At 29.7% G+C, this 25134-nt stretch carries 25 protein-coding genes; 8 read left to right on the top strand and 17 right to left on the bottom strand.

The window, feature by feature from the left end; all coding sequences use genetic code 11:
• Window positions 1–82 precede the first annotated feature (82 nt).
• Window positions 83–1804 (bottom strand): GMC family oxidoreductase, encoded by a 1722-nt coding sequence (locus CAMP5060_RS02935; protein ID WP_087700363.1) that lies wholly within the window; start codon window positions 1802–1804, stop codon window positions 83–85.
• A 3-nt stretch (window positions 1805–1807) separates the two neighbouring features.
• Window positions 1808–2536 carry a gluconate 2-dehydrogenase subunit 3 family protein gene (locus CAMP5060_RS02930; protein ID WP_263667075.1) on the bottom strand — a complete coding sequence of 243 codons (729 nt, stop codon included), beginning with the start codon at window positions 2534–2536 and terminating at the stop codon, window positions 1808–1810.
• Window positions 2537–2766: 230 nt separating this feature from the next.
• On the opposite strand from CAMP5060_RS02930, the gene CAMP5060_RS02925 reads away from it, so the two are divergent.
• The 6 genes from CAMP5060_RS02925 to CAMP5060_RS02900 all read left to right on the top strand — a co-directional run bounded on the left by CAMP5060_RS02925 (window position 2767) and on the right by CAMP5060_RS02900 (window position 7510).
• On the top strand, window positions 2767–3351 hold the full coding sequence (locus CAMP5060_RS02925) for an NAD(P)H-dependent oxidoreductase (RefSeq protein ID WP_337217876.1): 585 nt from the start codon (window positions 2767–2769) through the stop codon (window positions 3349–3351).
• Window positions 3352–3686: 335 nt separating this feature from the next.
• Window positions 3687–4922, top strand: a complete 1236-nt coding sequence (locus tag CAMP5060_RS02920; RefSeq protein WP_261529560.1) for an MFS transporter — start codon at window positions 3687–3689, stop codon at window positions 4920–4922.
• A 15-nt stretch (window positions 4923–4937) separates the two neighbouring features.
• Window positions 4938–5600: an RraA family protein gene (locus tag CAMP5060_RS02915; protein ID WP_337217875.1), complete on the top strand. Its 663-nt coding sequence runs from the start codon at window positions 4938–4940 to the stop codon at window positions 5598–5600.
• Complete coding sequence (locus tag CAMP5060_RS02910) at window positions 5597–6376, top strand: carbon-nitrogen hydrolase family protein (RefSeq protein WP_214125928.1); 780 nt, start codon at window positions 5597–5599, stop codon at window positions 6374–6376. Before CAMP5060_RS02915 ends, CAMP5060_RS02910 begins: the two co-directional genes overlap by 4 nt.
• 176 nt (window positions 6377–6552) lie before the next feature.
• A complete protein-coding gene (locus tag CAMP5060_RS02905) occupies window positions 6553–7062 on the top strand; it encodes a hypothetical protein (RefSeq protein ID WP_337217874.1) in 510 nt (169 codons plus the stop codon).
• A gap of 172 nt (window positions 7063–7234) precedes the next feature.
• Window positions 7235–7510, top strand: coding sequence for a hypothetical protein (locus tag CAMP5060_RS02900; protein ID WP_261529562.1), 276 nt, complete (start codon window positions 7235–7237; stop codon window positions 7508–7510).
• 92 nt (window positions 7511–7602) lie between these two features.
• Here CAMP5060_RS02900 and CAMP5060_RS02895 read toward each other — a convergent pair whose 3' ends face one another.
• From CAMP5060_RS02895 to lgt, 6 genes are all read right to left on the bottom strand, one after another.
• A complete protein-coding gene (locus CAMP5060_RS02895) occupies window positions 7603–9420 on the bottom strand; it encodes a dynamin family protein (RefSeq protein WP_337217873.1) in 1818 nt (605 codons plus the stop codon).
• Window positions 9410–11635 (bottom strand): dynamin family protein, encoded by a 2226-nt coding sequence (locus tag CAMP5060_RS02890; RefSeq protein WP_337217872.1) that lies wholly within the window; start codon window positions 11633–11635, stop codon window positions 9410–9412. Before CAMP5060_RS02890 ends, CAMP5060_RS02895 begins: the two co-directional genes overlap by 11 nt.
• Window positions 11613–12338 carry a fumarate reductase iron-sulfur subunit gene (locus CAMP5060_RS02885; protein WP_012661078.1) on the bottom strand — a complete coding sequence of 242 codons (726 nt, stop codon included), beginning with the start codon at window positions 12336–12338 and terminating at the stop codon, window positions 11613–11615. The genes CAMP5060_RS02890 and CAMP5060_RS02885 overlap by 23 nt, the downstream gene beginning before the upstream one ends.
• Window positions 12331–14322: a fumarate reductase flavoprotein subunit gene (locus CAMP5060_RS02880; RefSeq protein WP_039617579.1), complete on the bottom strand. Its 1992-nt coding sequence runs from the start codon at window positions 14320–14322 to the stop codon at window positions 12331–12333. Before CAMP5060_RS02880 ends, CAMP5060_RS02885 begins: the two co-directional genes overlap by 8 nt.
• The gene (locus tag CAMP5060_RS02875) at window positions 14306–15085 is read right to left on the bottom strand and encodes a fumarate reductase cytochrome b subunit (RefSeq protein ID WP_012661076.1); all 780 of its coding nucleotides are present in this window, start codon (window positions 15083–15085) and stop codon (window positions 14306–14308) included. Before CAMP5060_RS02875 ends, CAMP5060_RS02880 begins: the two co-directional genes overlap by 17 nt.
• A gap of 77 nt (window positions 15086–15162) precedes the next feature.
• Window positions 15163–15978: a prolipoprotein diacylglyceryl transferase gene (lgt, locus tag CAMP5060_RS02870; RefSeq protein WP_214099894.1), complete on the bottom strand. Its 816-nt coding sequence runs from the start codon at window positions 15976–15978 to the stop codon at window positions 15163–15165.
• A 72-nt stretch (window positions 15979–16050) separates the two neighbouring features.
• Here lgt and CAMP5060_RS02865 point away from each other — a divergent pair, with 72 nt between their 5' ends.
• On the top strand, window positions 16051–16842 hold the full coding sequence (locus CAMP5060_RS02865) for a membrane lipoprotein lipid attachment site-containing protein (RefSeq protein WP_087700348.1): 792 nt from the start codon (window positions 16051–16053) through the stop codon (window positions 16840–16842).
• Here the strand turns inward: CAMP5060_RS02865 and CAMP5060_RS02860 are convergent.
• Genes CAMP5060_RS02860 through CAMP5060_RS02835 form a run of 6 tightly spaced genes read right to left on the bottom strand, consistent with a single transcriptional unit; the run spans window position 16829 to window position 21019 of the window.
• Complete coding sequence (locus CAMP5060_RS02860) at window positions 16829–17368, bottom strand: hypothetical protein (protein ID WP_337217871.1); 540 nt, start codon at window positions 17366–17368, stop codon at window positions 16829–16831. The genes CAMP5060_RS02865 and CAMP5060_RS02860 overlap by 14 nt on opposite strands.
• Entirely contained in the window at window positions 17365–17907 is a 543-nt protein-coding gene (locus CAMP5060_RS02855; RefSeq protein ID WP_087700345.1) for a hypothetical protein, read from the bottom strand. Before CAMP5060_RS02855 ends, CAMP5060_RS02860 begins: the two co-directional genes overlap by 4 nt.
• On the bottom strand, window positions 17904–18869 hold the full coding sequence (locus CAMP5060_RS02850; RefSeq protein WP_214099893.1) for a hypothetical protein: 966 nt from the start codon (window positions 18867–18869) through the stop codon (window positions 17904–17906). Before CAMP5060_RS02850 ends, CAMP5060_RS02855 begins: the two co-directional genes overlap by 4 nt.
• Before the next feature lie 5 nt (window positions 18870–18874).
• The gene (locus CAMP5060_RS02845) at window positions 18875–19498 is read right to left on the bottom strand and encodes a lysophospholipid acyltransferase family protein (RefSeq protein ID WP_087700341.1); all 624 of its coding nucleotides are present in this window, start codon (window positions 19496–19498) and stop codon (window positions 18875–18877) included.
• Entirely contained in the window at window positions 19482–20780 is a 1299-nt protein-coding gene (gene miaB, locus CAMP5060_RS02840) for a tRNA (N6-isopentenyl adenosine(37)-C2)-methylthiotransferase MiaB (RefSeq protein WP_087700339.1), read from the bottom strand. The genes CAMP5060_RS02845 and miaB overlap by 17 nt, the downstream gene beginning before the upstream one ends.
• Window positions 20777–21019, bottom strand: coding sequence for an HP0268 family nuclease (locus tag CAMP5060_RS02835; protein ID WP_039617566.1), 243 nt, complete (start codon window positions 21017–21019; stop codon window positions 20777–20779). The genes miaB and CAMP5060_RS02835 overlap by 4 nt, the downstream gene beginning before the upstream one ends.
• 124 nt (window positions 21020–21143) lie before the next feature.
• Here CAMP5060_RS02835 and nusA point away from each other — a divergent pair, with 124 nt between their 5' ends.
• Complete coding sequence (gene nusA, locus CAMP5060_RS02830; protein WP_039617565.1) at window positions 21144–22235, top strand: transcription termination factor NusA; 1092 nt, start codon at window positions 21144–21146, stop codon at window positions 22233–22235.
• On the opposite strand, the gene CAMP5060_RS02825 is transcribed toward nusA, so the two are convergent.
• The 3 genes from CAMP5060_RS02825 to CAMP5060_RS02815 are packed head-to-tail and all read right to left on the bottom strand — an operon-like array spanning window position 22232 to window position 25095.
• Entirely contained in the window at window positions 22232–22585 is a 354-nt protein-coding gene (locus CAMP5060_RS02825; protein ID WP_039627957.1) for a membrane protein, read from the bottom strand. The genes nusA and CAMP5060_RS02825 overlap by 4 nt on opposite strands.
• A complete protein-coding gene (locus tag CAMP5060_RS02820) occupies window positions 22582–23955 on the bottom strand; it encodes a cytochrome P450 (RefSeq protein WP_337217870.1) in 1374 nt (457 codons plus the stop codon). The genes CAMP5060_RS02825 and CAMP5060_RS02820 overlap by 4 nt, the downstream gene beginning before the upstream one ends.
• Window positions 23956–23964: 9 nt before the next feature.
• Window positions 23965–25095, bottom strand: a complete 1131-nt coding sequence (locus tag CAMP5060_RS02815) for a DUF829 domain-containing protein (RefSeq protein WP_337217869.1) — start codon at window positions 25093–25095, stop codon at window positions 23965–23967.
• Window positions 25096–25134: the final 39 nt, after the last annotated feature.

Below are 25134 nucleotides of genomic sequence, written 5' to 3'. Positions count from 1 at the left end.
GTTGCGCTTCATTTGTGGAAAAAGAAAAAAGAAAAAGACAGTAGCGAAAAATAATACGTGAAGCAAAATGCTTCACGTATATCTATACTAATTGTCTATCATTTTTATGATATTTTAAAATACCCTCTGCACAACGATAAGCCAAAGCTCCAACTGTATCAGTAGGATTGTATCCGCTATTGTGCTGAAAATTTCCCGCACCAACAACAAAAAGATTATCCATATCCCAATGTTGCAAATAAGTATTAACAACACTTGTTTGAGGATTAGCACCCATAGTAGTTCCACCCGTATTATGTGTAGATTGATAAGGCACTATACTATAATCTTTTAAATAAGCTCCTTTTTTAATCGATCTCACTCCTTGCATTTTTTTAGCTACTTCAGCTGTTTTATCTGTTATAAATTTATGCAAAGCACGATCTTGATCTGTAAAATTATAAGTAAGTCTTACCAGTGGCATTCCAAAAGCATCTTTATAGGTTGGATCCAAACTCAAATAATTGCTTTTGTGTGGTAAAGATGCGCCTTGTCCTCCTACTGTAATAGCTCTTGTAAAATTATAATTTAAAGCTTTTTTAAATTCAGCTCCCCAACTTGGAGTTCCTTTTGGCAGTGGAGCTGATTGGATAGGGCGATTTCCAAGTTGCACACTATAAATCATAGCTCCGTGTAAAAACTTCTCTTTTGAGTGATCAAAATTATCCCCATTATAGTCATCGCAAGTTGTACCCAAAGCACCTGAACCCATATATGTATTAAATTGCTCATCAAAAAACGCTGTTGTTCCCATATTGATTTGATAACAATAGTTTTTACCTAAAGTTCCTTTGCCTGTGTTTGGATCATATTGTTCACCTATACCACTTACCATTAAAAGCTTAGCATTGTTAAACATATAGCTTGTAAGCACTACAATATCTGCTGGCTGAATATATTCTTTCATAGTTCTTGTATCTACAAACCTAACTCCTGTAGCTTTGCCATCTTTTTTTAGTATTTCTATAACATTACTATGAGTTCTTATAGTATATTTTCCTGTGCTCATAGCTTTAGGTATGACAGTATTGATAGGACTAGCCTTAGCACCATACTCACAACCAAAACGCTCACAATAAGCACAATATTGACATGGAGCTAGATCTTGACCATCTGGATTAGTATAACCGCCTTTTGAATTAGCTGCGGGTAATCTAAATGGGTGCAATTTCATTTCTTTTGCAGCTTTTTCGAAGCGTTTAAGCATTTTAGTGTTTTCTAAAGGTTCTTGCGGATAAGGACTTGATCTAAACAAACCCATTTTTTCAGCAAGTGGGTTTTCTTCTCCACAAATTCCACAGGTTTTTTCAAACTTATCATAATAAGGCTCCATATCTTTATAGGTTAAACCCCAATCTTGCAAAGTATAATCATCACCTAATTTATTGCCATATCTTTCAAAACTTTTTGTTTTAATCTCAAAATCATAAGGTAAAAATCTAAAGGTCCAACCATTCCAATGAACCCCTGCACCACCAACATTACTTCCAAGCAAAAAAGATCCCATTTTTCTATATGGTAAGGCTAAACCATTAACATTATGGCGAAAAGTTACTGTATCTTTTGAGCAATCTTGCATTAAACCATAATTAATACCATATCTCCACTCATCGTGAATCATCGCAAAATTTTCCGTAGTTTGCATCATACCACGCTCTAAGCTCAAGACAGTCAATCCAGCCTTGGTAAGTTCTGCTGCAACTATACCACCTGTCCAACCAGCCCCTACTGTTACCACATCTACTTTTTTTAATACTTCTGCCATAATTTATCCTTCCATATCAGCTAAGCTCATAGGCTCTATGTCAAAAAACTCATCGCTTGTAATCTTGTCAATATAACTCATTTGAGCACCAGGATATTGCATCATTTTCCAACCATTTTTATTATCATTACCACCATAAATTGGATCAGACAAAACTCCAGCTATTGTCATATCCCTTAAAAGAGTAAAAAATTCAGAAGATTTAAATCCTATGAAATCGATTTTATTTTTTTCTAAATCAACTAAAATTTTATCTTGCTCAACTCCTTTTAAAGATGAAAAAGTTTTTTTATAGCGCTTTTGAGATATTATTTCCAAAGCTTTAACACCCTCTAAGAAAATCTCATTGCGTTTCATTGGGGTTTGATAACCTTGCTCAGCAATTCCTTCTATAAATGGTCCTTGTAGATATTCTCTATCATTATAACCATAAGCTGAAGCTAATTGATTGTCAATAAAATAAGGCACGCCTAAGCCTATAGCACCATCACCTTGCTCATCTTTTGGATAAATTCTCTCACACGCTGCGCTTAGATTATCAAAATCAGTCTGTACTTGAAAAAACATTTTTCCTCTTATTTTATTTGAGCTTCCTTGTGTTTTCTTATGCACATGAGTTAATTCTGCAGCATGCAATATAGCTCCACCACTCATAGTGCTAGCAGCAACCACACCACCACCCAAAAGACTTAATTTAAAAAAATTTCTACGATCAATGACATTATCTTGCATATTTTCCTCCTTTTTGTTGATAGTATCATTATATCCATTCTATTCCTTGCTTTTTTAATATGGTCTTAAATAAAAAAAATAATACTATTTTTATATGATTTTAAAAAAATTAATCATAAAAAGTAACATATTTATTTTACACTTTCTTATAGTATAGTATCTTACATAAATTTTAGTATTGACATAAAATTATAGTTAAATTATAATTTCTAAAAACACAAAGGATGAATATGAAAAAAATATTATTATTAAATGGTGCAAAAGATTTTGGGCATTCTAAAGGAAAACTAAATACAAGCTTACACGAGCTTGCACTTAAAACTTTACAAGAACTTGGTTTACAAACTCAACAAACACATATAGATCAAGGCTATAACACAAACGATGAGGTAGAAAAAATTCTAAATGCTGATGTTTTGATTTGGCAAATGCCTGGTTGGTGGATGGGTGAGCCTTGGATAGTAAAAAAATACATTGATGATGTTTTCACAGCAGGACATGGAGTATTTTATAAAAACGATGGCAGAAGTCATAATGAACCTACTAAGAATTATGGCACAGGCGGGCTTTTAAAAAATAAAAAATACATGCTTTCACTAACTTGGAATGCTCCAATACAAGCTTTTGATGATAAGAATGAATTTTTTAATGGAACCGGAGTTGATGGAGTGTATTTACACTTTCACAAAGCACATGAGTTCTTAGGTATGAGTGCTTTACCTACTTTCATAGTAAATGATGTAATCAAAAATCCTCAAATACAAGAATATTTTACCAACTACAAAACACACCTAGAAAAAATTTTTAAAGCCTAAAATTTTAGGCACTTTACCATTAAATAAAGAACATCCTATAAAAAAATCACTTTAATTTTATACTTAAAATAAAAATATAATAGATATATTAAGCATATTGTATCAAAATACAATAAAAACTTAAATTACACTTTATAGAATAGTACATATTAACTTAAAAAGTAACTTATTTACACAGTACTATTATGAATAGTAAAGATTAAAATATTTTTGATAACTCCATCAAATTAAATTCAATAAAAATATCACTAAAAGTAACATAAAAAAAAATATTTTTAAAAATCAACACGAAAATCAAAACAAAGTCTTATAATAAAAAAGAAAAAGGAGTGTTTATGAAGCTTAGATGGATACTTGCTTTTGTATTTTTCCTAATAGGACTTATTGCTTATATGGATAGAGCTAATATTTCCGTAGTTGCTTCTTTTATGATGGATGAATTTGGTATTAGTAAAACAGAATTTGGTTTGTTAAATTCTTTATTTTTCTTAGCTTATGCACTTGCACAGCTTCCAAGTGGAGTGTTAATCCAAAAATTTGGTAATAAAGCTATGACTATTTTCAGTCTTATTTTTTGGTCTTTTTTTACTATTTTAACCCCACTTGCTGGAACTTTTTTAATGCTTTGCATTGTAAGATTTTTCTTTGGTTTTGCAGAAGCTCCTATGTATCCTAGTAATGCTGCATTTAATAATAACTGGTTTGCAAAATCTGAAAAAGCAAGAGCAGCGAGTTTTTTGTTAGCTGGTTCTTATTTTGGTCCGGTAATTGCACCTTTTGTTTCTGTGTATTTGGTTGATCGTTTTGGTTGGGAAAGTGTTTTTTATGTGTTTGGAGGCATAGGAATTTTAATTGCTCTATTATTTTATTTTCTTGCTACAAGTAAACCTGAAGAGCATAAATTCATTAAAAAAGAAGAATTAGAATTTATTAAAAAAGAACGCTTTATCACACAAAATAGTAAAATTCCATGGAAAAAATTCTTAAAAAATAAAGAATTTTATGCACTTGGAATAGCTTATTTTTTTAGTATTTATATTACAGGACTTTTTATTGTATGGTTGCCAAATTTTTTACAAGAAGCCAAAGGACTTAATCTAAAAGAACTTGGTTTTGGAGCATCCATACCATGGCTTATGATTTGTTTATTTGTAGCATTTGGTGGATATTTGAGTGATAAAATTTTAAAACTTAGTAATGATTTTGTCAAAGCAAGAACTTATCTAGCGATTTTAGGTTTTTTAATGTTTGATATTTTTATATTTTTAGTCGTTTTTCTTGCGAATAATGTAATTTTAAGCATAATTTTTCTCTCGCTAGGTTTTGGATTTTTAGGACTTAGCGTGGTGATTTCTTGGGCAGTAGCCGCTGATAAAGGTAGAAATCAAGCAGCAGCTGTGAGTGCTTGGATGAATTTATGGGGAAATTTAGGCTCGGCACTTTCGCCTTTAGTGATGGGATTTATGGTGCAACATTGGGGCTGGAGTGTGGCGATATTTTTCAATATCATTCCTGCTAGTATTGCTTTAATAGCGTATTTATTTATTAAACCGCAAAATGCATTAAATTAATCAAAAGGAGAAAAAATGTTTATTTTAAAACCAAGAATACAAAAATGCGATCAAAGCATTATGAAGATTTGTAAAGATGTGTGTCCTTCAACCATAGGGCATATGCAAGATCATGGTTTTATTAGAAATCTTAAAGCGCTTCATCATGGTGCTAGAATAGTAGGAAATGCAGTAACAGTTAGAATTCCACATTTGGATTCTACCGCAGTACATAAGGTTTTTGATGTAGTAAAGGAAGGTGATATTGTTGTTATTGATACTAATAAAGATTATGAAAGAGCACCTTTTGGCGAATTAGTGTGTTATATGGCTAAATGTGCTAAGGTGGGAGCGGTGATTATTGATGGAGCTATTACTGATTTTAATGCGATTTGCAATTTGGGGGTGAATGTTTATTATAGACAAATTTCAGCTCTTACTACAAGAATTAAAGGTATTGAAGGAGCTATTAATATACCTATTGCCATTGATGGAGTGGTAGTAAATGCTGGGGACTTGATTTTAATCGACGATGATGGAATTTTGGTCTTAAATCCTGAGTTTGATGATATTGAAAATTTAGCTAAAAGAGCTTTGAGTGTGCAAGAAGGAGAAAAAAATACTAAAGCACAAATGGATCAAGGTATACCATTAAGCGAGCTTTTGGGCGCAAATGAATTTTTCAAAGGTTTAAAATGAAAATTGCTTTAGCACAAATTAAAACAAGTCCAAAATGGCAAGAGAATTTAGAAAAAATCTTAATACTTATAAAAAAAGCAAAGCAAAACTCAACTGATTTAATCGTTTTTCCCGAAACTTCTATGGCCTTCGTGCCAAGCGGAGGAGATTTTGGAGCTATTGCGCAAAGCGAAGATGATGAATTTGTGCAAGGTGTTTTAAAAGAGAGTAAAGATTTAAATATTTGTGTGGTTTTTGGTTTTTTTGAAAAAGATATACAAAAAACTAAAAATAGTGTAATTTTTGCAGACTCTGGAAAAATCATCCATAAATATTCTAAAACTCATCTTTACAATGCTTTTTCTTACGATGAAAGTAAAGATATAAAGGAGGCTGATAATCCTTTAAAAGCTTTTGATACGCGTTTTGGCAAAATGGGACTTATGGTTTGCTATGAACTCCGTTTTCCTGAAATTGCTAGAACTTTAGCCTTACAAGGTGCAAAGCTTATCATAGTGCCTACTGCTTGGGTGGATGGGGATTTAAAAAAAGAGCATTTTTCACTGCTTACTCGCACTAGAGCTTTGGAAAATACTTTATTTTTGTGCGCATGTTCACAAACAAAAAATATCTATACAGGTCATTCTTCGCTCATAAATCCCTTAGGAATAGAGCTTATAAAAATGAGCGAAGAAGAAGGTTTGGAATTTAGCGAAATTAATCTTGATGAGATTAAAGAAGTTAGAAAAATTTTACCTTGTTTAGAGCAAAGACGCAAAGAGCTTTATGGTTTATAATTTCAAGGGTTAAAGCCCTTGAAATTATTTCAACTTTGTGTTTTATATATCATTTAAAGATTTAAAAAAGCATTTTCTTATAAAATTATCTTTTATAAAATTTTTTAAAAGATAAATAAATGAATAAAGAAAATATAAACGAATTTAAAAATTTTAAGCAGAATTTTTTTCAGATAATGGATTTTTTAAAACAATATTTAGGAATAGTAAGCACTGGTATTATTTTTATAAGTTTCATTTTAGGGGCTTGGATTTTAACTCAATATTATATTTTCAACGTCCATTTTACCCCTGATTTTAGCAAAGATTTGATTATTCTTAATGTTTTTTCAATAGCTTGGGTGGGATTTATATTTATTTCATTTTTTGTTATTGTTTATGTTATGCCTTTATTCTTTTTTAAAGCAATTTTTAAAAATATTTACAATATTAAAACTTGGCAAAGTGTGTGTTTTGTATTTTTTCCTATGATATTATCTGGTATTGGAGCTTTTTTAATTATTTATTTTTTAGATAACATTACTAATTTCTTTCCGAATTTAAAATCTTTAATACACGCTATAGCTCCTTTACTACCTATTATCATTGCAACATTATTTTTATTTGGTGTCAAAAAAAATTTTAGAAAAAGAATTTGTTTTAAAAATAATATTATTTTTTTATATTTTATGCATTCTATTTTTTAACTTTTGCTTTATTATTATATTTTTTAAAGTAGAAGAATTCTTTATCTCTATATTTGCGTGCATTGTCTACTATTTGACTGTTTTTATAATGTATTTTTCTATTTATAAAAAATACAATTTTTTCAAAATTTTACTAACTAATAGTATACTCGCTTTTATATTAGTGCTTATTATGCTAAACCCTTACATTGTTAAAATAAGCAAAGTAGGTAATTACAACCAAAGTTTTATGCTTTACAATAAAACTGAAATTAAAGAATTACTAGACTTTAATCATATTCCCATTTTTCAAGAAAATAATGCAACTTTGATTGTAAAAGATTTGCATATACTTTCAAGTATCGGAGAAAGTTATTTGATTAAAAACGATGAAAATAATACTTTTTCATTGGATAAAAAAAGTGTTTTTAATATTTTAAATACTAAAGATTCAAACAAGATAAAATAAAATTAAACAAAAAAATACTGTAAGATACAATATTCTCGTCATATTTTAACAAACAATCACAAATTTCAAAAATATACACTTAGAAAAAATTTTTAAAGCTTAGAAATTTGGGATTTGATGCTAGAAATCATTGATTTTTTAGCCTCAAATTCACTTTTTAAATTCAAAATAATCTGTCTTTTAGCTTCTACAAAATCATTAAAGCTTTGCATATAATTTTTATAAATTTTTAAAACTACAGGTTTATTTAAAAGTAAATCTTCAAATTCATATACATTAAGCTCGGTTAATACTCTTTGATGCACCTCACTTGCTTTTGGATGATACAAGCTAAACTCAGTGCTATCAAGCTCGTAAAATTCTTTACTTGCATTCATTTTAGTGCTAAAAAATCCCAAAGTAAGCTTAGTAGCACTCTCATAATTTGCTAAAGCTTTTAGATTAAGCTTTTCTAAAAATAGATCAAGTTCAAGTTGGCTTTTAAATAATAATTGCTTAAAATCTTTTAAAAAAAGCTCCTCACTAGCACTAGCAAAGCTTCTAAAACTAGCAAATTCTTTTTCACTTTCTAAGGCATTTTCTTTTTGTAAATTTGAAAATTGAGCTTTAAAAAGCAAAATTTGCTCTTCTAAATGAGTAAAAAATAAAGAAAAATCATCTTTAATTTGACTAAATTCTAAGGCGATTTCATTTTTTAATCTTTTAAATTCCTTGTTCATTGCTTCAGAGTTATAAAACATAGCCAAAAACGCATCATCACTTGAAAGATATGGCGCTTTATAAGCAACTTTTTCATAAAGGTTTTTCTTAAATAAACCCTTAGCTTCTTTATAATAACTACTATCTTTTTCTTTGATAAATTTTAAAATTTCTTGAGAAATTTTTTCTCCAACAAGTTTTAATTTATCTAAACAATTATGATTTAAAATTTTTATTTTTTGCTCTAGCTTGCTTGCTTTGAAAATTTGCAAAATAGCATTAAATTTAAGCTCTAATTGCTCTAGCGCATTTTGAAATAAATCATATTGATTTGATAAAAGTTCGCATAAATTACTAAGTTTTTCTTTGATAAAATCTTTTTTAATGTGCTCATAATCAAGTTCTTTTAAATACTCATAAAGCAAAGGTAAATTTGACTTTTGTAAATCAAATTTTGCTTCTTTGCATGAAATTGCGATGATTTTTTCAAAATACTTATCAAAAACTAAATGAACATAATTTAAAACATTTTCTAGCTCATCTTGGCTTAGCTTATCTTTTTGATTAAGCACGCAAATTCCACCACGCTCTAAAAGCTTAGCATTTGCCTTTATAGCATCTTCTTCACTTTTTTTGCCTGCATTATCAATCAAACTAAGCCAAATAGCACTATGCATAAAAGAAAGCTCTTTAAAAGTAGTTAGCGTATCGGTGGTGTTTGCATTTAAACCTGGGGTATCTATAAGTGTGATATCTTTTAAAAGCTCAATAGGTGCAAAAAGGTGCAAACTTTTAGTTTCTTTTAACTCATTTCTTTGATCGCTAAATTTAGAAAGTTCGTCTATATCAACAATCTCATCACTGCCATCTTCATATTCAACTCTTAAAAAATACTCCTTAGCATAGCGTAAAAAAGTGGGCTTAAAAGTCACTGGAATCACGCCTGTTGGCAGGCATTCTTTTTGTAAAATTAAATTTAAAAGCGTAGATTTACCACTAGAAAATTGCCCTATAATAGCCACATTGATGGCTCTTTTATAGCTAGCTATAATCATCTCAAGATCTTTTAAAAAGACATCATTTAAATGCAAACTTGGTTCCAAAAATGCATTTTTGATTGCTAAGATTTTTCCTTCAAAACTATCATCAAAGCTTTTACAATAAGCATTTTCATAAGCTTTTAAAAAATCATTAATCAAATCATTTTGCATTTAAAAGCTCCGTTTTTAAAGTCTTTAAACTTTGTAATTTTGTATTGTTTTTTTCTAAAAACTCTTTGGAATTTTGTTCATTTTGTTCTATTTGCAAAATCAAGTCTTTTAAGTCTTTGATTTGTTCTTCTTGCTCTTTTTCATATAAATTTAAACTAAGCTCTAAATTAGCAAAAAATTCTTGATTATTTTTTAAATCTAGGGCAATTTTTTCTATATTAAATGTTTGTAATTTTTCTAAAATTTGATTTTCTAAAGAGCTTTCTAGTTTATAAATATCTTGCGTGGATTCTAAATTTTTTAAAAGTTCCGCTTTTAATGCCATAAAAAGATCATTGGTAAAAATGCTTTCTATTTTTGTTTCCACCTTACTTTTAAAATCATCACAATTTTGTTCTAAAATAGCTTTTAAAAAATCATATTTCACACTTAGAGTGTTTTTAAGCTCATTAATTTTATACTCACTTTGCTGTTTTAGCTCTCTTAAAAGATCAAAAATTCCATCTTTTAAAGTCGTATCGATGATGGTATTTAGTCTTTGAGTGTTGTTTTTGATTTTATTATTTTGATTATATTTTAACTCATCTATAAGTTTTTCTTTTAATTTTTTAGCTAGTAAATGCAAAAGTGTTAAAATTTCTTGAGTATTTTCATCTTTTGTGTTAAAAATAGCACTTAGTTCTGCTTTTACTTGCATTAATTTTTCTTTTTTTGCTTTAAAATTATTGATAATAGTTTGATTTTGTTTATCAAGCTCAAAGCTTTCATAATTTAGCATTTTATTAGAAAATTTAATTTTTTCTTCTATTTTTTCTAAATGTAATAATAATTCTTTTTTATAAGCACTTAGAGCAATTTTGTTTTTATCATATAAGCTTTTAGCTATAAGTTCTTCTAGTGCTAAAATATTACTTTGTTCTAAATTTCCACCTTTTTTTTGATAAAAATCATTAGCTAATTTTGAAGAAATACACACAAAATCTAAATTATCTAATAATTCTTGGCTAAGCTGCTTTTGTGCTAAATTTTCTTTGAGCTTATTTTTAGTATAGTTAATTACTTCTTGCAAGTCTTTTTGACTAAGCAAATCAGCTTTAGTAAGCACAATCAAAAGCTTACTTACCCTTGAAGTTAGCAAACATTCTATAATAAAATCACAATCTTTTTGGCTAAGACTTTGAGAAGCATTCATAAGGTGGATTAAAAAGTCAGCCTTGCTTATATACGCTTTTGTTAAAAGCTCTCTTTGGATAATCACATCATCAAGTCCTGGAGTATCAACTATACAAACATTATCTTTTAAAAAATCAAGCGATGCAAAAAGCTCTATTTTTTTAATAAGTGCTGAGATTTTGTTTTTTGCACTAGTGTAATTTTTTAATTCTTCAATTTTTATTTCTATATTTTTATTTTCTTTTTCAATATATTCATTTAGATTGAAATTTTGCTCTAATTGTTTTATAAGTTCTTGCATATCTTGATTATCTTTAGAGCTTTTTAAAATATCTTGCCATTCTTCATCATTCCAAAAATATATCTTAGCTTTTTGGTCTTTGCCGTATTTTAAAACACTCAAATTTGCAGTTTCAGGCACATTAGATACACCTAAAAAATCTTTTTTTAAAAGCGCATTTAGCATGCTTGATTTACCTGCATTTACCACACCCGTTACCGCGATAGAAAAATCAATATTGCTAAATTTAACCAAAGCTTCTTGTAAGAGTTTTTGAGCTTTTTCATCCTCGCAAAGCTCTTGTAAGTTTTGATTAATGAGATCTAGTGTTTGATATGAGTTTTTAACTTCTTGCTTGTAATCTTTTTGAATAACTTTTTGCCTAGATACAAAAGCACATATTAAAGTATTATCGGTGATTTTTTGAAGTTTTTCCAAGGCTTTTAAAAGCTCGTTTTTGTCTAAAATTCCCAAATTTAAAGCATTAATAAAACAAACCTGTGCATACTGTATACCATAAAGATCTAAGCGTAAATTTAAACTTTTCATCAAATTTTTAAATTCATTTAAAGCGCTAAATCTTTCATAATTATCAAGATTAGTACTTAAAAGAATTGCTGCTTTTTGAACATCAATTAAACTTTCATCAAAAAGTGTATTTGTATCAAGATAAACACTATGATTTTGCCAAATTTGTTTTAGTAAGGTTTTAAGTGCCCCCTTTTCTTGGGGGCTAGGATTATTTGTTTCTTTGAGCGACAAGCTGTCTTCTCATATAAGCAATTTTACTTTGTAAAGGTAGTTCTTTTGGGCAATTATCTTCACATGCAAGTAAAGACATACATCCAAATACACCATCATCATCACCCACTAATTCATAAAAATCTTCTATGGTTCTGTGATCATGTGGATCTTGTAAATATCTAGCTGTTCTTAAAAGTCCAGTAGCTGCAATAAAGTCAGGTCTCATTAACTTAGTCGCACAAGAAGCAACACAAATTCCACACTCTATACAACGATCAAGTTCAAAAGTCTCATCAGCAACTTCTGGCTCAATACGCTCTTCAAGTTTAGAAATATCTGTTTCTTTTTCATTATGCACCCAGCTTTCAACGCGTTTACACATACCATCAAACCACTCACCTGTATTAACACTTAAATCTTTTATGTGTCTAAATGCAGGTAAAGGCATAAGTTCTATAACGCCATCTGGATAGTCTTTTGTCAATGTTTTACAAGCAAGTTTTGGCTTACCGTTAATCATCATAGCACAGCTTCCGCAAATCCCTGCTCTACATACAAAGTCAAAACTCAAATCCGCATCCATTTTTTCTCTGATTTGAGTTAAGCACACAAAAATCGTCATAAATGGAGTTTCTTCAAGCTCATAAGTAACAAAATGAGGCTTAGAAATTTTACTTAATGGATTATATTTAAATGCTCTTATTGTTAATTTTCTACTCATAATCAACTCCTATTCTTTGATTTGGTGCTTTAAATTTAGCTTGTAATTCATAAGGCATTAAAGCATGTTGAATTTCATATCTACCTTTGCCTTCTGCTTCCATTTTTTCACGGATCGCATCAACTTCAGCTTGACGTTTTTCGCTTAATGGATTTTCAATAATATTTCCTTTAGCACCATAACCTCTAAATGCAGGTGGAATTTCCATTTTCATAATATCAAGATCTTCATACTCAACTCTAGGCATACTTTCACCTTCTACCCAGTAAGTATTTGTTCTTTTCATCCAATTTAAGTCATCTCTTTTTGGATAATCTTCTCTATAATGAGCCCCACGGCTTTCTGTTCTTAAAAGTGCACCATAAGCAACACATAAAGCAATTTTTAGCATTCTTGGAACTCTATAAGCTTCTTCAAGCTCTGGGTTTGCACATTTTAATTCTTTATCATGTACTTTTAAATCAAGTGATTTATGATATAACTCTTCAAGCTCTTTAACCGCTTCTTCAAGACCTTGACCTGTTCTAAAGATAGCTACTTTTTCCCACATAATGTCTTTCATTCTATTTTTGATTTCAAATACATCATGTTTTCCTTCTTTACTTACAAGAGATTTTAAGTAATCATACTCCTTAGAAAGGAAAGATTTAACGATATTTGTATCAATATCATTACCATTTTCTTTACAATATTGTGCAAAATAATCCCCTACAATCATACCTGCAACAACAGTTTCTGAACATGAATTTCCGCCTAAACGGTTAAATCCGTGCATATCCCAGCAGGCTGCTTCACCACATGCAAAAAGACCATTTAACCATTGGCTTTCGCCAGTTGGTTTAGTTCTAATACCACCCATTGAGTAATGTTGCATAGGTAAAACTGGTGCCCAACCTTTTGGACCCTCATCAGCAGGATCAATACCATTAAATGTCTTACAAATATCTTGAACATCACGAAGATTTTTTTCAACATGAGCACGACCAAGGATAGAAATATCAAGCCATAAATGATCTCCATAAGGGCTTTTTACACCTTTTCCTTTTCTAATGTGCTCCATCATTCTACGACTTACAACATCCCTACTTGCAAGTTCTTTTTTCTCAGGCTCATAATCAGGCATAAAGCGGTAACCATCAACATCTCTTAAGATACCACCATCACCTCTACAACCTTCAGTTAGTAAGATACCACTTGGTACGATTGGAGTTGGGTGAAATTGTACTGCTTCCATATTTGAAAGTCTGCAAAGTCCAGTCTCAAGTGCGATAGCAGCTCCTGTACCTTCGCAAATTACTGCATTTGTAGTTTGTTTATAAATTCTACCATAACCACCTGTTGCAATCATAGTTCCTCTAGCAACATAAGCAATTAATTCTCCATTGGTTAAATCTCTAGCGATAGCCCCTAGACATTTTTTACCATCATGGATAATTCTTACTGCTTCCATTCTATCGATGATTTTAACTTGATGTTTAATCGCTTCATTTGCCACACCATATAACATACAATGTCCTGTTGCATCAGCGATATAACATGTTCTCCATTTTTTAGTACCACCAAAGTCTCTTGCATTTATAAGACCATGTGCTTCTTCTTTTTCTTCAATGGTAGTTTTTTGAGCATTGATAACAACAGTTCTAGGTCCTTTTGTAACCCTAGTCCAAGGTACACCCCAAGCAGCAAGCTCACGTACAGCTTTTGGAGCAGTTTGTGCAAACATTCTTGCAACTTCTTGATCACAGCCCCAGTCAGACCCTTTTACTGTATCAGCAAAATGCACATCTTCATTATCTCCCTCACCTTTAACACTATTTCCTAAACTCGCTTGCATACCACCTTGTACAGCAGCTGAGTGAGATCTTTTAACCGGACAAATACTTAATAAAGTTACACTTTGACCACTTTTTGCAACTTCAATAGCAGCTCTTAAACCTGCAAGACCACCACCGATAACTAAAGCATCACTATATTGTATGTTCATATTTAGCTCCATCATAAGTTTTTACTATTTGTGCCACAGAGTTGTTTTGGTAATTATTAAAGCCTATTTTTGCAAAAGCAGCCAAGCTTAATACACCTAAAACTAAGAAGAAAATACTAATAAACCATTTTGCTTTTTTAAGTTTTTTACGACTTTCTTTTGCATCTTTTCCTTCAAACCAACCCCATTTTACACATAATCTATAAAGACCAATACTTCCATGTAATTCAACACAGATTAATAATGCAATATAAAATAACCACATAAAATGGCTTACTACTCTATCACCTGACATATCAGCACTAATCTTATCTGCATTAGTAATGATAAAAATTAAGTGTGCAGAACCCAAGAAAAACATTACAAAACCAGTTGCAGCTTGAACCCACCATAAAGAAGAATCGCCATGATTCATATATTTTAAGTGTGTTCTACAAAGTTGGTATTGTCTGAAATTAATAGGAAATTTTCTCATTGCAAGACCTGCATGCACAAAGAAAATAACCAAAACACAGGCAGCTAAGAAAGAAGTGATGTAGCTCATCATAGGGCTATTAATGATAAATTTTAGTTCTAAAAAGTGAACCACTGAATCAAAAAAATCATCACTAACCAAAATGGTAGAAACGAACAACATATGTGCCCACATAAACAAACCTAAGATTAAGCCTGTTGCACTTTGAATATAGTCAAGTTTTGCTGGCATTTTACTTTTTTTGCCATCAATACTCTTGCCTAAAAAACCTTCAATGAGTTGGCTCATATTTACTCCTTTTAAAAGTTGATAAGTTTTAATATCGGAGCAATTATAGAACTTTTATTCTTAAAATAAATAAAAATTTATAAATTTTTTTTAATATTTCTTAAATAAAAAGATAAAAATAGTCCTAATAAAAACATTAATAAGCTCAATATCTGACCCATGCTCATACCAAAAGCAACAAAGCCTATACCAAAATCAGGCTCTCTAAAAAACTCACACACAAAGCGCGCTAGAGCATACAAAATCGTATAATAAGCAATTAATTCTCCATTGTATTTTTTATATTTTTTTATTAGTAGTAAAATAGCAAAAACTACAAAACCTTCTAAAAATGCCTCATAAAGCTGCGATGGATGACGCAATATTCCATCTACATAAATACCCCAAGGCGCTTCTGTAGTTCTACCAAATAATTCTTGATTTAAGAAATTTCCAATACGGCCAAAAATATAACCACATGGCACACTAATAGCTACCAAATCAAGATATTTCCATAAATTTTGCTTATTTTTTTTACAAAAGGCATAAGTTGCTATCAAAAATCCCACAACAGCACCATGATAACTCATACCCCTAATCCCTACGAATTCTCCATTATAAAAAGGATTAAAAATTTGCCAAGGATGTGTAAGATACCATAAAGTATGTGCATCATAAATTAAAATATAACCTATTCTTGCACCTAAAATCACCCCTATTTCTACCCATATAAAATAGCTATCAAGCATAGCTTTAGAAATTCCCATATTGTCTTTAATCGCATAGTATTTTGCAACCATTAAAGCAACGAGTAAAGCTAGCACATACATAATGCCATACCAATGCACTTTTAAACCAAAAATTTCAAAAGCTACCACATCAAAATTTGCATAAATATTTTGCCAAAATTCCATAAAAAGCCTTTATTATAAAACATATAATATAGCAAAAAATTGTTATAATTATAAAAATCGCAAGGAGAGAAAATGAAAAAAATATTATTATTTTTTAGCATAATCTTATTTTTAAGTGCTTGCACTGGTAATCAAAAAACATATTATATTTCTATGCCAAATTTTAAAAGCACTTTTGAAGAACACAACCACACAAATGCTAATAACCCTAAAGTCAAAATCAATAATGTAGAAATTATAAAAAGTACTTTTTATAGTTCATATTTTGAACAATCTACTCTAAATCAAAGAATCAATAAAAGCCTAGAATTACTCAAAAAACAACTTTTAGAAGATAGCAAAGTATTGCTTCAAAGTAAAGGATATATTATAGATAATGAAAATCCTGATTATGCCTTTAATATAGTTATTAATGCTAATTTATATGAAGATAAGGTTACAAGAAATTCAAGTCTTAGAGGTGATAGTGTAGAGTCTTCTTTTATGATTATTTTAGAAGCTCAAAGTCATTTAAATAATTTACATCAAGAAGATACTTTCCAAAGCACAACAAGCTCAGCAAAATTAAACGATCCTATTATCTTAAATTATCCTATAAAAGGTCAAGCAAGCATAGAAAGCTTTAGAGAGGTATACAGTGCTGTTCCTACTCAGCTTAATGAAAGTCTTGCAGCAAGTGCTTTAGAAATTGATAAAGTTTTTGTTGCTTTTTATAAAGAAATCACATCTAGTTTAAAAACTAACATCAAAGAAATCAAAGAAGAGCCAAAAGCACAAAAAAACTCAGAAGTTCAAGATGCAAAACAAAGCAATAAAGAAGAAGTTACTCCTTATCAAAATAATGAAGTAATTATTTTTGAATAGGTGATGCATAAAATACTTTAATTCTAAATTTTAAGTTAATATGCTTTTCCTCTGCTTTAAATTCTATCGGAGTTGAAATTTCGATTAAATTTTTATAATTTCTCAGGTCATTTAAGAAAGAATAAAAAGCTTGAGGTTTTTTCATTTTCACATTAACTCCAAATTGATATTTCAAATACTCCGATTCTTTTTGTATAGGAATAAGATTAATTTTTATATCATCAAAATAATTTTTCATAAAATTCATTAATTCTTTTTGAGAAAAATCAGTACTAATTTGATTTAAATTTTGCATATTAGCATTTTGAAAATCAGCAATAACTTTCTCCAAAGCTTGTAATTCATGTAAAGCTTTAGTATTTTGAATTTGTTGTTTAGCTAATTTTGAATGTTCAATTTTATAATCTTTTAAAAAAGGCATAATTAAAAATAAAATCAATAATGCACAAAGTCCAATAAAAGAAAAAGAATAAATTAATATTTTTAATACATCTGTTTCTTCTAAGCTTTTATCATTTTTATTCATAAATTTTCCTCTGGTATGGTAATATTAACACTAACAAAACGATACCAACCATTTTCTAATTGATAATAGCTAACCTGAGAACTTGAAAAAATACTTCTTAAAGGTGTTTCCAATAACAATGCGAACATTTCTTTTGAAGGTGTAATACCTCTTAGTATTAAAGAATTATTCTCCATTAAAACCTCATCAAGAGAAATATCCTTGGGAACTAATGCAAAAAGGTTTTGTATACTTTTTAATAGTGTTTTATTTTTACCTTCTCTATTTTCTTTTGTCAAACTACCCAAAATCAATTCTACTTTATCATTTTGTCTCAACAACTCCTTGTATTTAATTTTACCAGCATTAATTTGAGTTATAGTTTGAATCAATTCTTCTTTTTTATTATCTAGTTGTAGCCGTGTAGAATAATTTTTAAAAACTAGTATTATGAATAATAGAAAAATTAAAGCTACACTAATACTTGTAAAATAAATCCAAATTCTGGTAAAAAGATTAAAAATTGGCTTTGTCTTAGGTTTAATTAAACTATATCTCATAATCTTAAATCCTTCACCATGAGATCATTCATTAAATTTAAAGTATCTACAAATTCAATTTTTGGTTTGATAAAAAGCTCGTTCTCTAAATAATCTAAAGAGGTTGAACTAAAACTTTCTTCATCAAAAATCACAATCTCTTCTAAAAAACTATTTTCATATAAAGGATTATGATAAAATTCTTTAACACTTGAAATAATATATTCTATCATTTTCATATCAGAACTAAAATTTTCTAAAGAATTTATAGGTCTATCTTCTTTTTCATCTTCTAATTCTTCAAGTTTATCAAGCTCTTGACTCATTTCTTCTAAACTTTTTAAATCATAATTTTGTTCATTTTCTTCTTCTTGATTTTCATCATCAATTTGTAAGTCAAATTCTTCTTTAATATCATCAAAAAAATCATCTTCATCATAATTTTGACTTGCTATATTAAAATAGCTTCCAAATAATATAGTTTCATTTTTACAAATTAACATCGCAACAAAATCATGATATCTATATACAAAAAGCCCTATTTTTTTTTCAAAACCTCTATTTGTTATACAATAATAAAGTAAAGAAAAAGGTGAATAAAGTAAATCTAAACCACCAAAAACCTCATAATCTTCTTGGTAAGATTTTAAAGAACTATGAGAAACATACAACAAACTATTGCTAAAAGAAATGCATTTAACACTATTCGCATCTACACCAAATTTAGAAAGTTCCTTAAAATTTAAACTTGGCACTACTCCTTGAGCAATAGGAGTAAAAAAAGCACAAATATAATAAATTTGAAAATCTTTAACTAAATTCTTAACATATTCTATAGCTTTTTCTTTATCTTCAAAGCTCTTTTCAAAAGTATCAATAGGCTGAGATTTTTTCCAAGTATGACATCTTATAATATACCGTTTTTCATCATAACAAATACTAATTAAAAGCTGTAAAATATATTTTCTAAAAAAAGATAACATAATGTTTATCCTTTATCTATTTGACTTATCATATCAAATTTTTCTTTTATCAATACTTTAGCTTCTTCTAAATTTAAATTTTGTATTTTTATTTCTTTACTCAATCTATAAGTAATTTTAGAAAAAGGTTTAGGTAAAATCATTTTATCCCAACTTTTAAATTCCCAAAAGGAACTTGCCTCATAATTTAGTAAAAAAAGTGGAGCATTTTTTTTCAAAGCAATCATCACAGAACCATCAGAAACACTATGATAAGGTCCTCTTGGGCCATCTGGAGTAATAATCACATCATCACCTTGATCTAAAATTTTAAAAGATTGTTTTAGCAAAGCCAAAGCACCTTTACTTGTACTACCTCTTAGAGTATCTAAACCAAACAAAGCAATATTTCTAGCAATGATTTCTCCATCTTTATGGTGTGAAATCATCACATAAGCTTTTTTTCCTTTAATACCCATCTTACGATAAGCAAAAGGCATTAGAGCAAGACGCCCATGCCAAAAAAGTATCACACATGATCTTTTTGGAAGCTTTTGCCCTAAATAAACCTTTCTGCAAGTTAAAAAAATCAGCCATTGTAATAAAAAAATTCCAAAAGCTAAAAGATTAATCTTAAAGGATTTCGCCATTTAACACCATACGCCTAGGATTGGTGATTTTTACTTTTTTCATTTGTCCTAATAACTCTTCACTACCTTTAACTTGAATCAAAAAGTTATTATCACTTCTACCTGCTACAAAACCTTCACTTCTTAATTCTTCAAATAAAACTTCAATTTCTTTATCTTTTTGTTTTGCAACAATTTCGTCTAAAATTTCTGTATGTCTTGCTTGTAAAATACTCAAGCGTTTTGAAGCTATATCATCAGGAATTTGATTTGGCATAGTTGCAGCTTTAGTTAATGGTCTTTTAGAGTATTTAAAAGAAAACATTTGCTCAAATCGCACTTTTTCAAGTACATCCATAGTATCTTCAAAGTCTTTATCACTCTCACCTGGAAAAGCTACAATCACATCAGTAGAAATACTCACATCTTTACACATAGAACGCAATTTCAATGCTCTATCTAAATACCACTCTTTAGTATAACCACGTTTCATAGCTTTTAAAATTTCACTTGAGCCACTTTGTAAAGGCATATGCATAGACTTACACACTTTAGGATTTTTAGAAAAAACCTCTAAAAATCTATCATCCATATGTAATGGGTGTGGACTTGTAAAGCGGATACGTTCTAATCCTTCTATTTCACTTAACTTTTCCAAAAGATCTGAAAAATTAATCTTTTCATGTGCATTAGAAAATCTTTTGCCATAATTATTAACATTTTGCCCTAGTAAAAAAATCTCTTTAGCACCTTTAGAAACAGCTTTTAATGCTTCATTTTTAATAATCTCAAAAGGTATAGAAATTTCATCTCCTCTTGTGTGTGGCACTATACAATAAGTACAATGTTTATCACAACCTATAGAAATATTAATATAAGTTTTATAAAGACTATTTCTAAAATCTGCAAAAGCATAATTACTCTCATCAAAATCTATATCATTACCTAAAAATTTTGGCGTATTTACAGCCTTTGTAATTTTAGAAACATTTCTAGCGCCCAAAACAAAATCCACATTTGGAGCGCGCTTAAAAATCTCATCTCCTAAATGCGAAGCAGTACAACCACAAACTCCTATTTTAGCGCCATTTTTTTTGATTTTTTCAAAACTTCCAACTTCTGAAAAAAGCTTATGCACAGGCTTTTCACGCACTGAGCAAGTATTGATTAAAATCAAATCTGCTTCTTTTGCATCTTGAGTTAATTCGTAATTTTCTTTTTCTTTAAGTTCGGCTATCATATGCTCTGAATCTCTAACATTCATAGCACAACCTAAAGTTTGTATAAAAAGTTTTTTACTCAAAGAATGTGTACCTCATACATAAAATCTGTATCATCTAAACCATATTTGATCGTTCTATGATAAACACATTTTCCTTTTTTTTCAAAATGCTCTACTAAAGCAATTAATTGCTTATGCGCATTGTCTTTATCAAAATAGAAAAATTTTTGACCTTCTTTATCCACAGCCTTTTCAATACTTTCTAAACTTATACTTTTTGGCTTTTCATCAACAGAGGTTCTTGCTATTTTTAAATCCATATCATCATCCTCAAGTTTTTTTTAATCTGAAATTATAGCAAATTTTACTTTTAATTAAACTTATTAAAGATATAATTTTATTCTTCAAACTTTTAAAATCCAAAATTAAGGTTGTGTTGTCATTATGGAAAAAATCACAGATATAATTGAATCCATTGCTAATGAGAAAAATTTACAAATAGAAGATGTAAGAGAAAGAGTTAAAAAAGCACTTATTAATACTGCTAAGAAAATTTATGGCGATAAGTATGAATTTTTTGTTGATTCAGGTAAAAATTTACAACTTTATCAAAAAATCATCGTAGTAGCTGATAATGATGAAAGATTAGAAAATGAAAATGAGCATTTTATCGCTTTAAGTAAAGCAAGGGCTGAAGCTAAAGATGTAGAAATTGGCGATGAGCTAACTTATGAATGTTCTTTAGAAAATTTAGGCCGCACTGCTGTAAATATTTTACATAAAGAATTAGAATACAATATACAAAAACTCTTAGAAGAAAAAATCTATGAAAAATACCAAAAAATGGTAGGACATATGGTTTTTGGTAGCGTAGTAAGAGTAGATAGTGAAGAAAATACTTATGTAGAAATTGATGAGTTTCGTGCATATTTACCTAGAAAAAATCGTATCAAAGGTGAAAAATTTAAAGTTGGCGATGTGATTAAAGCTGTTATTAGACATGTATATATTGATAAATCAGGTATGAGAATGGAGCTTAGTAGAACTAGCCCTAAATTTTTAGAAGCTTTACTAAAAGCTGAAGTTCCTGAAATCAAAGATGGTCTTATAAATATTTATGCAAGTGCAAGAATTCCGGGCGAGAGAGCAAAAATCATCTTACAAGCTAATAGCCCAAGCGTTGATGCAGTAGGAGCAACTGTGGGTATAAAAGGAGTTAGAATCAATGCTGTAAGCAAAGAATTAAAAAATGAAAATATTGACTGCATTGAGTATTCTAATGAAATGGCAATTTTAATCACTAGAAGCCTAGCTCCAGCCATTATAAACTCAGTTAGTATTGAAGATAAAAAAGCCATTGTAACGCTAAATAGCGAACAAAAAAGCAAAGCCATAGGAAAAAGTGGTATTAATATACGCTTAGCTAGCATGCTTCTTGGATATGAGATAGAGCTTAATGAAGTAAATAATGAAGACAAAACTAATAACCAAGAAGAAGCGTTTAAAAACCTTAAAGCTTTATTTGGAGAAAATTAAAGCTGCTTGCCGACGGTTTGTTCGGTAAGCTTTCTTTCTAAAACTAAATCTACTATAGGTTGTTCTCTTTTATTTGCCTTTTGGCAGTGATTTTTATCAAAAAAATCTGTGATTTTAATAACTATTTTAGCCCATCTTTTATCGCGTTCTCTCCAAGCATGAGATGATAAAGACTCCCAAGCATAGCCATTAAACAAAGTAGCATTGACAAAATGATCAAGCGCTCTCACACCTTGTCTAACCCTAGCAGGATTACCAAAAGTACCCACTATAACAATAAAAAGATAACTAATCACTGCTAAAGGAACGATAGCACAAAGTAGTATGGTTCCTGCTAATTTTTCTTTCATTTTTGCCTTTTTATAAATCTTATATTCATACCATTTGCTGATCTTATAGTTAGTCTTCCTACAATATCAGGTACAAAATTTTCTTCTAATTCTAACTTATAAGTCCTTAAAATATTAGCTAAAATCAAAACAGCCTCTTGCATAGCAAAGCCCTGCCCTATACACACACGCTCTCCCATACCAAAAGGCATATAAGTGTCTTTTTTAATCTTGCTTTTGTCTTCATGGCGACTTGGATCAAACTCATGTGGATTTTCCCAAAAACTATCATGTCTATGGATAAGCCATGGAGCTACTACTACGCCTGAACCTTTTTTAATAAGTTTATCTCTCATTTTGCTTTCATTTCTTGCTTCTCTAGCAAAAAAACCAACTGGTGGATAAAGTCTTAAACTTTCTTTAAACACATTTGTAAGATATTTCATTGCTCTAATATGTTCTATTTTAAACTCCTCATCACCCGCAACTTGCATGATTTCTTCATAAGCTTTTTGTTGCTCATTTGAAGAAATACTTAAAATATATAGTGTCCAAGTTAGCGAGCTTGCAGTAGTTTCATGGCCTGCTAAGAAAAGCATGGCAACTTGGTCTAAAATTTCATTAAAAGAAAATCTCTCATTAGTATCTGCATCTACCACCATAAGCAATGATGATAAAATATCTTCATATTTTCCTTGATTATTTAGGGCATTATCATATCTTGGTTTTATAATATCTGATAAAACCTTACGTATTACTCCACCCGCTTTAAGTCTTTTTCTCTCGCCCAAAAGATTTGAAAGCCAAGTTGGGAAGCGAAACATTCTTCGCATAGCTGTTTTAACTGTTTCTTCTTGCACAGTTACAAAAGCATCCAAAACAAGTTTACCTTTTTGCTCATCAAGTTTTGATGACATGATAGTTCTAAAAATCACATCTGCAGTTACAAAAGTCATAGCTTCATCTACTTCTATAACTGCTTTATCTTCATATTTTGCAAATCTTGCCATCATATCAGAAGCCGCCTCACTCATCAAATCAAAAACCTTAGAAATCCTTGTCATTTCAAAAGAAGGCCTTAAAAGCTCTCTTTGCTTTTCCCATACTCTATCGTTAGTTGTAAAAATGCTTATACCTAAAAGTGGCTCTAAAAGTTCATGTAAAAGTTGGCTTTTTGGGTATTCTCTAACCTCATCTACCATAATGCGTCTAACTTCTTTTGGATCATTTACTACATATAGATCAAATCCAGGCATTTTTACTCTACCCATCATCATCTTATAGCTTCGCTCATAAAGCCCATCAAGCCATGATCTTCTTTTTAGTAAAAAAGTAGTTAATGTAGAAGCTTTATTTTTATAAGGCTTTGGATGAAAAGGACACTGACCCATGTTTTTCTCCTATTTGATTTTTTCTTCTAATTTATTTTTACCTATGATAAATTCAAAAAAGTTATATACCCCTTGAATTTGCGTGGCAAATAAATATAAAAAATGTGCTTTATATTTGTCTTTTTTGATTTTTTTATAATCTATGCTTTTATATAAGGTATGAAATTTAGCCGAAAGGTATTTTGGACTAAATTGTGCTTTTACTCCGCTTGTGCGTATGAAATCAACTTGTGCAAAACAAGCCCCATCGATAATAGAAGTAAAATCATACCATATTAAATTTTTACTTCCTAAATACTCTAAATCTTTTCTAAACTCAAAAGATTTTTTTTGATAGCTTACTAAAGGTATGCATTCACCTAAAGTTAAGACTTTTAAATTTTCAAAAGATATATTTTCATCTTCACATTTTCTAAGCACTTTTGCTAAAACATTTATGCAAAGCACCGTTCCTACGCTATGTGTGCTTAAGATGAGCTCATAGTTTTTATCATTTGCATTTTCTTTTAGTTTTTCAAAAATAACTCTAGCAAAATCATCCATTCTTAATTCAAGTTCACCTTGAGAATTTTTCTCCCAGTTTGCACAAAAAGAACAAATTCTAGCTATCCAAAAAACAGCTAATTTCTTGCCTAGTTTATAAAGCATTTTTGGCAAAAGTACTAATGATAAAATAAAAACCAAAATTCCCAAAACAGTATGAAAATTTTGCAAATAAAACAAGCTTCCAAAAGCACAAACTAAAGTAAAAATCAAACTCAAAAGTACATAAAAAAATGGATAATAGCCTGTGATGAGTTGGTGCGGGGATTCTTTGCCAAATTTTAAAAAAAGCCCTGTTATAGTATAAATTCTAAAAAAACTATAGCAATCACTCAAAGCATCTTTTATACCTTCTGACCAATTTTTTTTGACTATATCATTCCAGCTTAAAAAAGTATAAGTGGTGTTTGTATATGGAGTTTGAATTTGCCAAAAAGCATATGCATTAACTTGAGCTTTTGATAAAGTATAATCATAATTTAAAAGTGTATTTTGCTCAGCTAAATTTTTTTTAAACATAGCATAATAATGCCTATATCCTCTAGGATCATAACCAGCTATATAAAAAACATCTCTTTTTTGACACAATTTATCCATTAAAATCCCAAATAAACTCAAAATGAATTTAAAAATATA

It is taken from the genome of Campylobacter sp. 1569 (assembly GCF_024723675.1).
GTDB lineage: Bacteria > Campylobacterota > Campylobacteria > Campylobacterales > Campylobacteraceae > Campylobacter_D > Campylobacter_D jejuni_C.
Note: the sequence above shows the minus strand (reverse complement) of the source record. Positions and strands in the feature narration are given on the sequence as shown.

Excerpts from the sequence above, each read along its gene's own strand:
- CAMP5060_RS02935 (WP_087700363.1), bottom strand. The coding sequence starts at position 1,804 with ATGGCAGAAGTATTAAAAAAAGTAGATGTGGTAACAGTAGGGGCTGGT.
- CAMP5060_RS02930 (WP_263667075.1), bottom strand. The coding sequence starts at position 2,536 with ATGCAAGATAATGTCATTGATCGTAGAAATTTTTTTAAATTAAGTCTT.
- CAMP5060_RS02925 (WP_337217876.1), top strand. The coding sequence starts at position 2,767 with ATGAAAAAAATATTATTATTAAATGGTGCAAAAGATTTTGGGCATTCT.
- CAMP5060_RS02920 (WP_261529560.1), top strand. The coding sequence starts at position 3,687 with ATGAAGCTTAGATGGATACTTGCTTTTGTATTTTTCCTAATAGGACTT.
- CAMP5060_RS02915 (WP_337217875.1), top strand. The coding sequence starts at position 4,938 with ATGTTTATTTTAAAACCAAGAATACAAAAATGCGATCAAAGCATTATG.
- CAMP5060_RS02910 (WP_214125928.1), top strand. The coding sequence starts at position 5,597 with ATGAAAATTGCTTTAGCACAAATTAAAACAAGTCCAAAATGGCAAGAG.
- CAMP5060_RS02905 (WP_337217874.1), top strand. The coding sequence starts at position 6,553 with ATGGATTTTTTAAAACAATATTTAGGAATAGTAAGCACTGGTATTATT.
- CAMP5060_RS02900 (WP_261529562.1), top strand. The coding sequence starts at position 7,235 with ATGCTAAACCCTTACATTGTTAAAATAAGCAAAGTAGGTAATTACAAC.
- CAMP5060_RS02895 (WP_337217873.1), bottom strand. The coding sequence starts at position 9,420 with ATGCAAAATGATTTGATTAATGATTTTTTAAAAGCTTATGAAAATGCT.
- CAMP5060_RS02885 (WP_012661078.1), bottom strand. The coding sequence starts at position 12,338 with ATGAGTAGAAAATTAACAATAAGAGCATTTAAATATAATCCATTAAGT.
- CAMP5060_RS02880 (WP_039617579.1), bottom strand. The coding sequence starts at position 14,322 with ATGAACATACAATATAGTGATGCTTTAGTTATCGGTGGTGGTCTTGCA.
- CAMP5060_RS02875 (WP_012661076.1), bottom strand. The coding sequence starts at position 15,085 with ATGAGCCAACTCATTGAAGGTTTTTTAGGCAAGAGTATTGATGGCAAA.
- lgt (WP_214099894.1), bottom strand. The coding sequence starts at position 15,978 with ATGGAATTTTGGCAAAATATTTATGCAAATTTTGATGTGGTAGCTTTT.
- CAMP5060_RS02865 (WP_087700348.1), top strand. The coding sequence starts at position 16,051 with ATGAAAAAAATATTATTATTTTTTAGCATAATCTTATTTTTAAGTGCT.
- CAMP5060_RS02860 (WP_337217871.1), bottom strand. The coding sequence starts at position 17,368 with ATGAATAAAAATGATAAAAGCTTAGAAGAAACAGATGTATTAAAAATA.
- CAMP5060_RS02855 (WP_087700345.1), bottom strand. The coding sequence starts at position 17,907 with ATGAGATATAGTTTAATTAAACCTAAGACAAAGCCAATTTTTAATCTT.
- CAMP5060_RS02850 (WP_214099893.1), bottom strand. The coding sequence starts at position 18,869 with ATGTTATCTTTTTTTAGAAAATATATTTTACAGCTTTTAATTAGTATT.
- CAMP5060_RS02845 (WP_087700341.1), bottom strand. The coding sequence starts at position 19,498 with ATGGCGAAATCCTTTAAGATTAATCTTTTAGCTTTTGGAATTTTTTTA.
- CAMP5060_RS02835 (WP_039617566.1), bottom strand. The coding sequence starts at position 21,019 with ATGGATTTAAAAATAGCAAGAACCTCTGTTGATGAAAAGCCAAAAAGT.
- nusA (WP_039617565.1), top strand. The coding sequence starts at position 21,144 with ATGGAAAAAATCACAGATATAATTGAATCCATTGCTAATGAGAAAAAT.
- CAMP5060_RS02825 (WP_039627957.1), bottom strand. The coding sequence starts at position 22,585 with ATGAAAGAAAAATTAGCAGGAACCATACTACTTTGTGCTATCGTTCCT.
- CAMP5060_RS02820 (WP_337217870.1), bottom strand. The coding sequence starts at position 23,955 with ATGGGTCAGTGTCCTTTTCATCCAAAGCCTTATAAAAATAAAGCTTCT.
- CAMP5060_RS02815 (WP_337217869.1), bottom strand. The coding sequence starts at position 25,095 with ATGGATAAATTGTGTCAAAAAAGAGATGTTTTTTATATAGCTGGTTAT.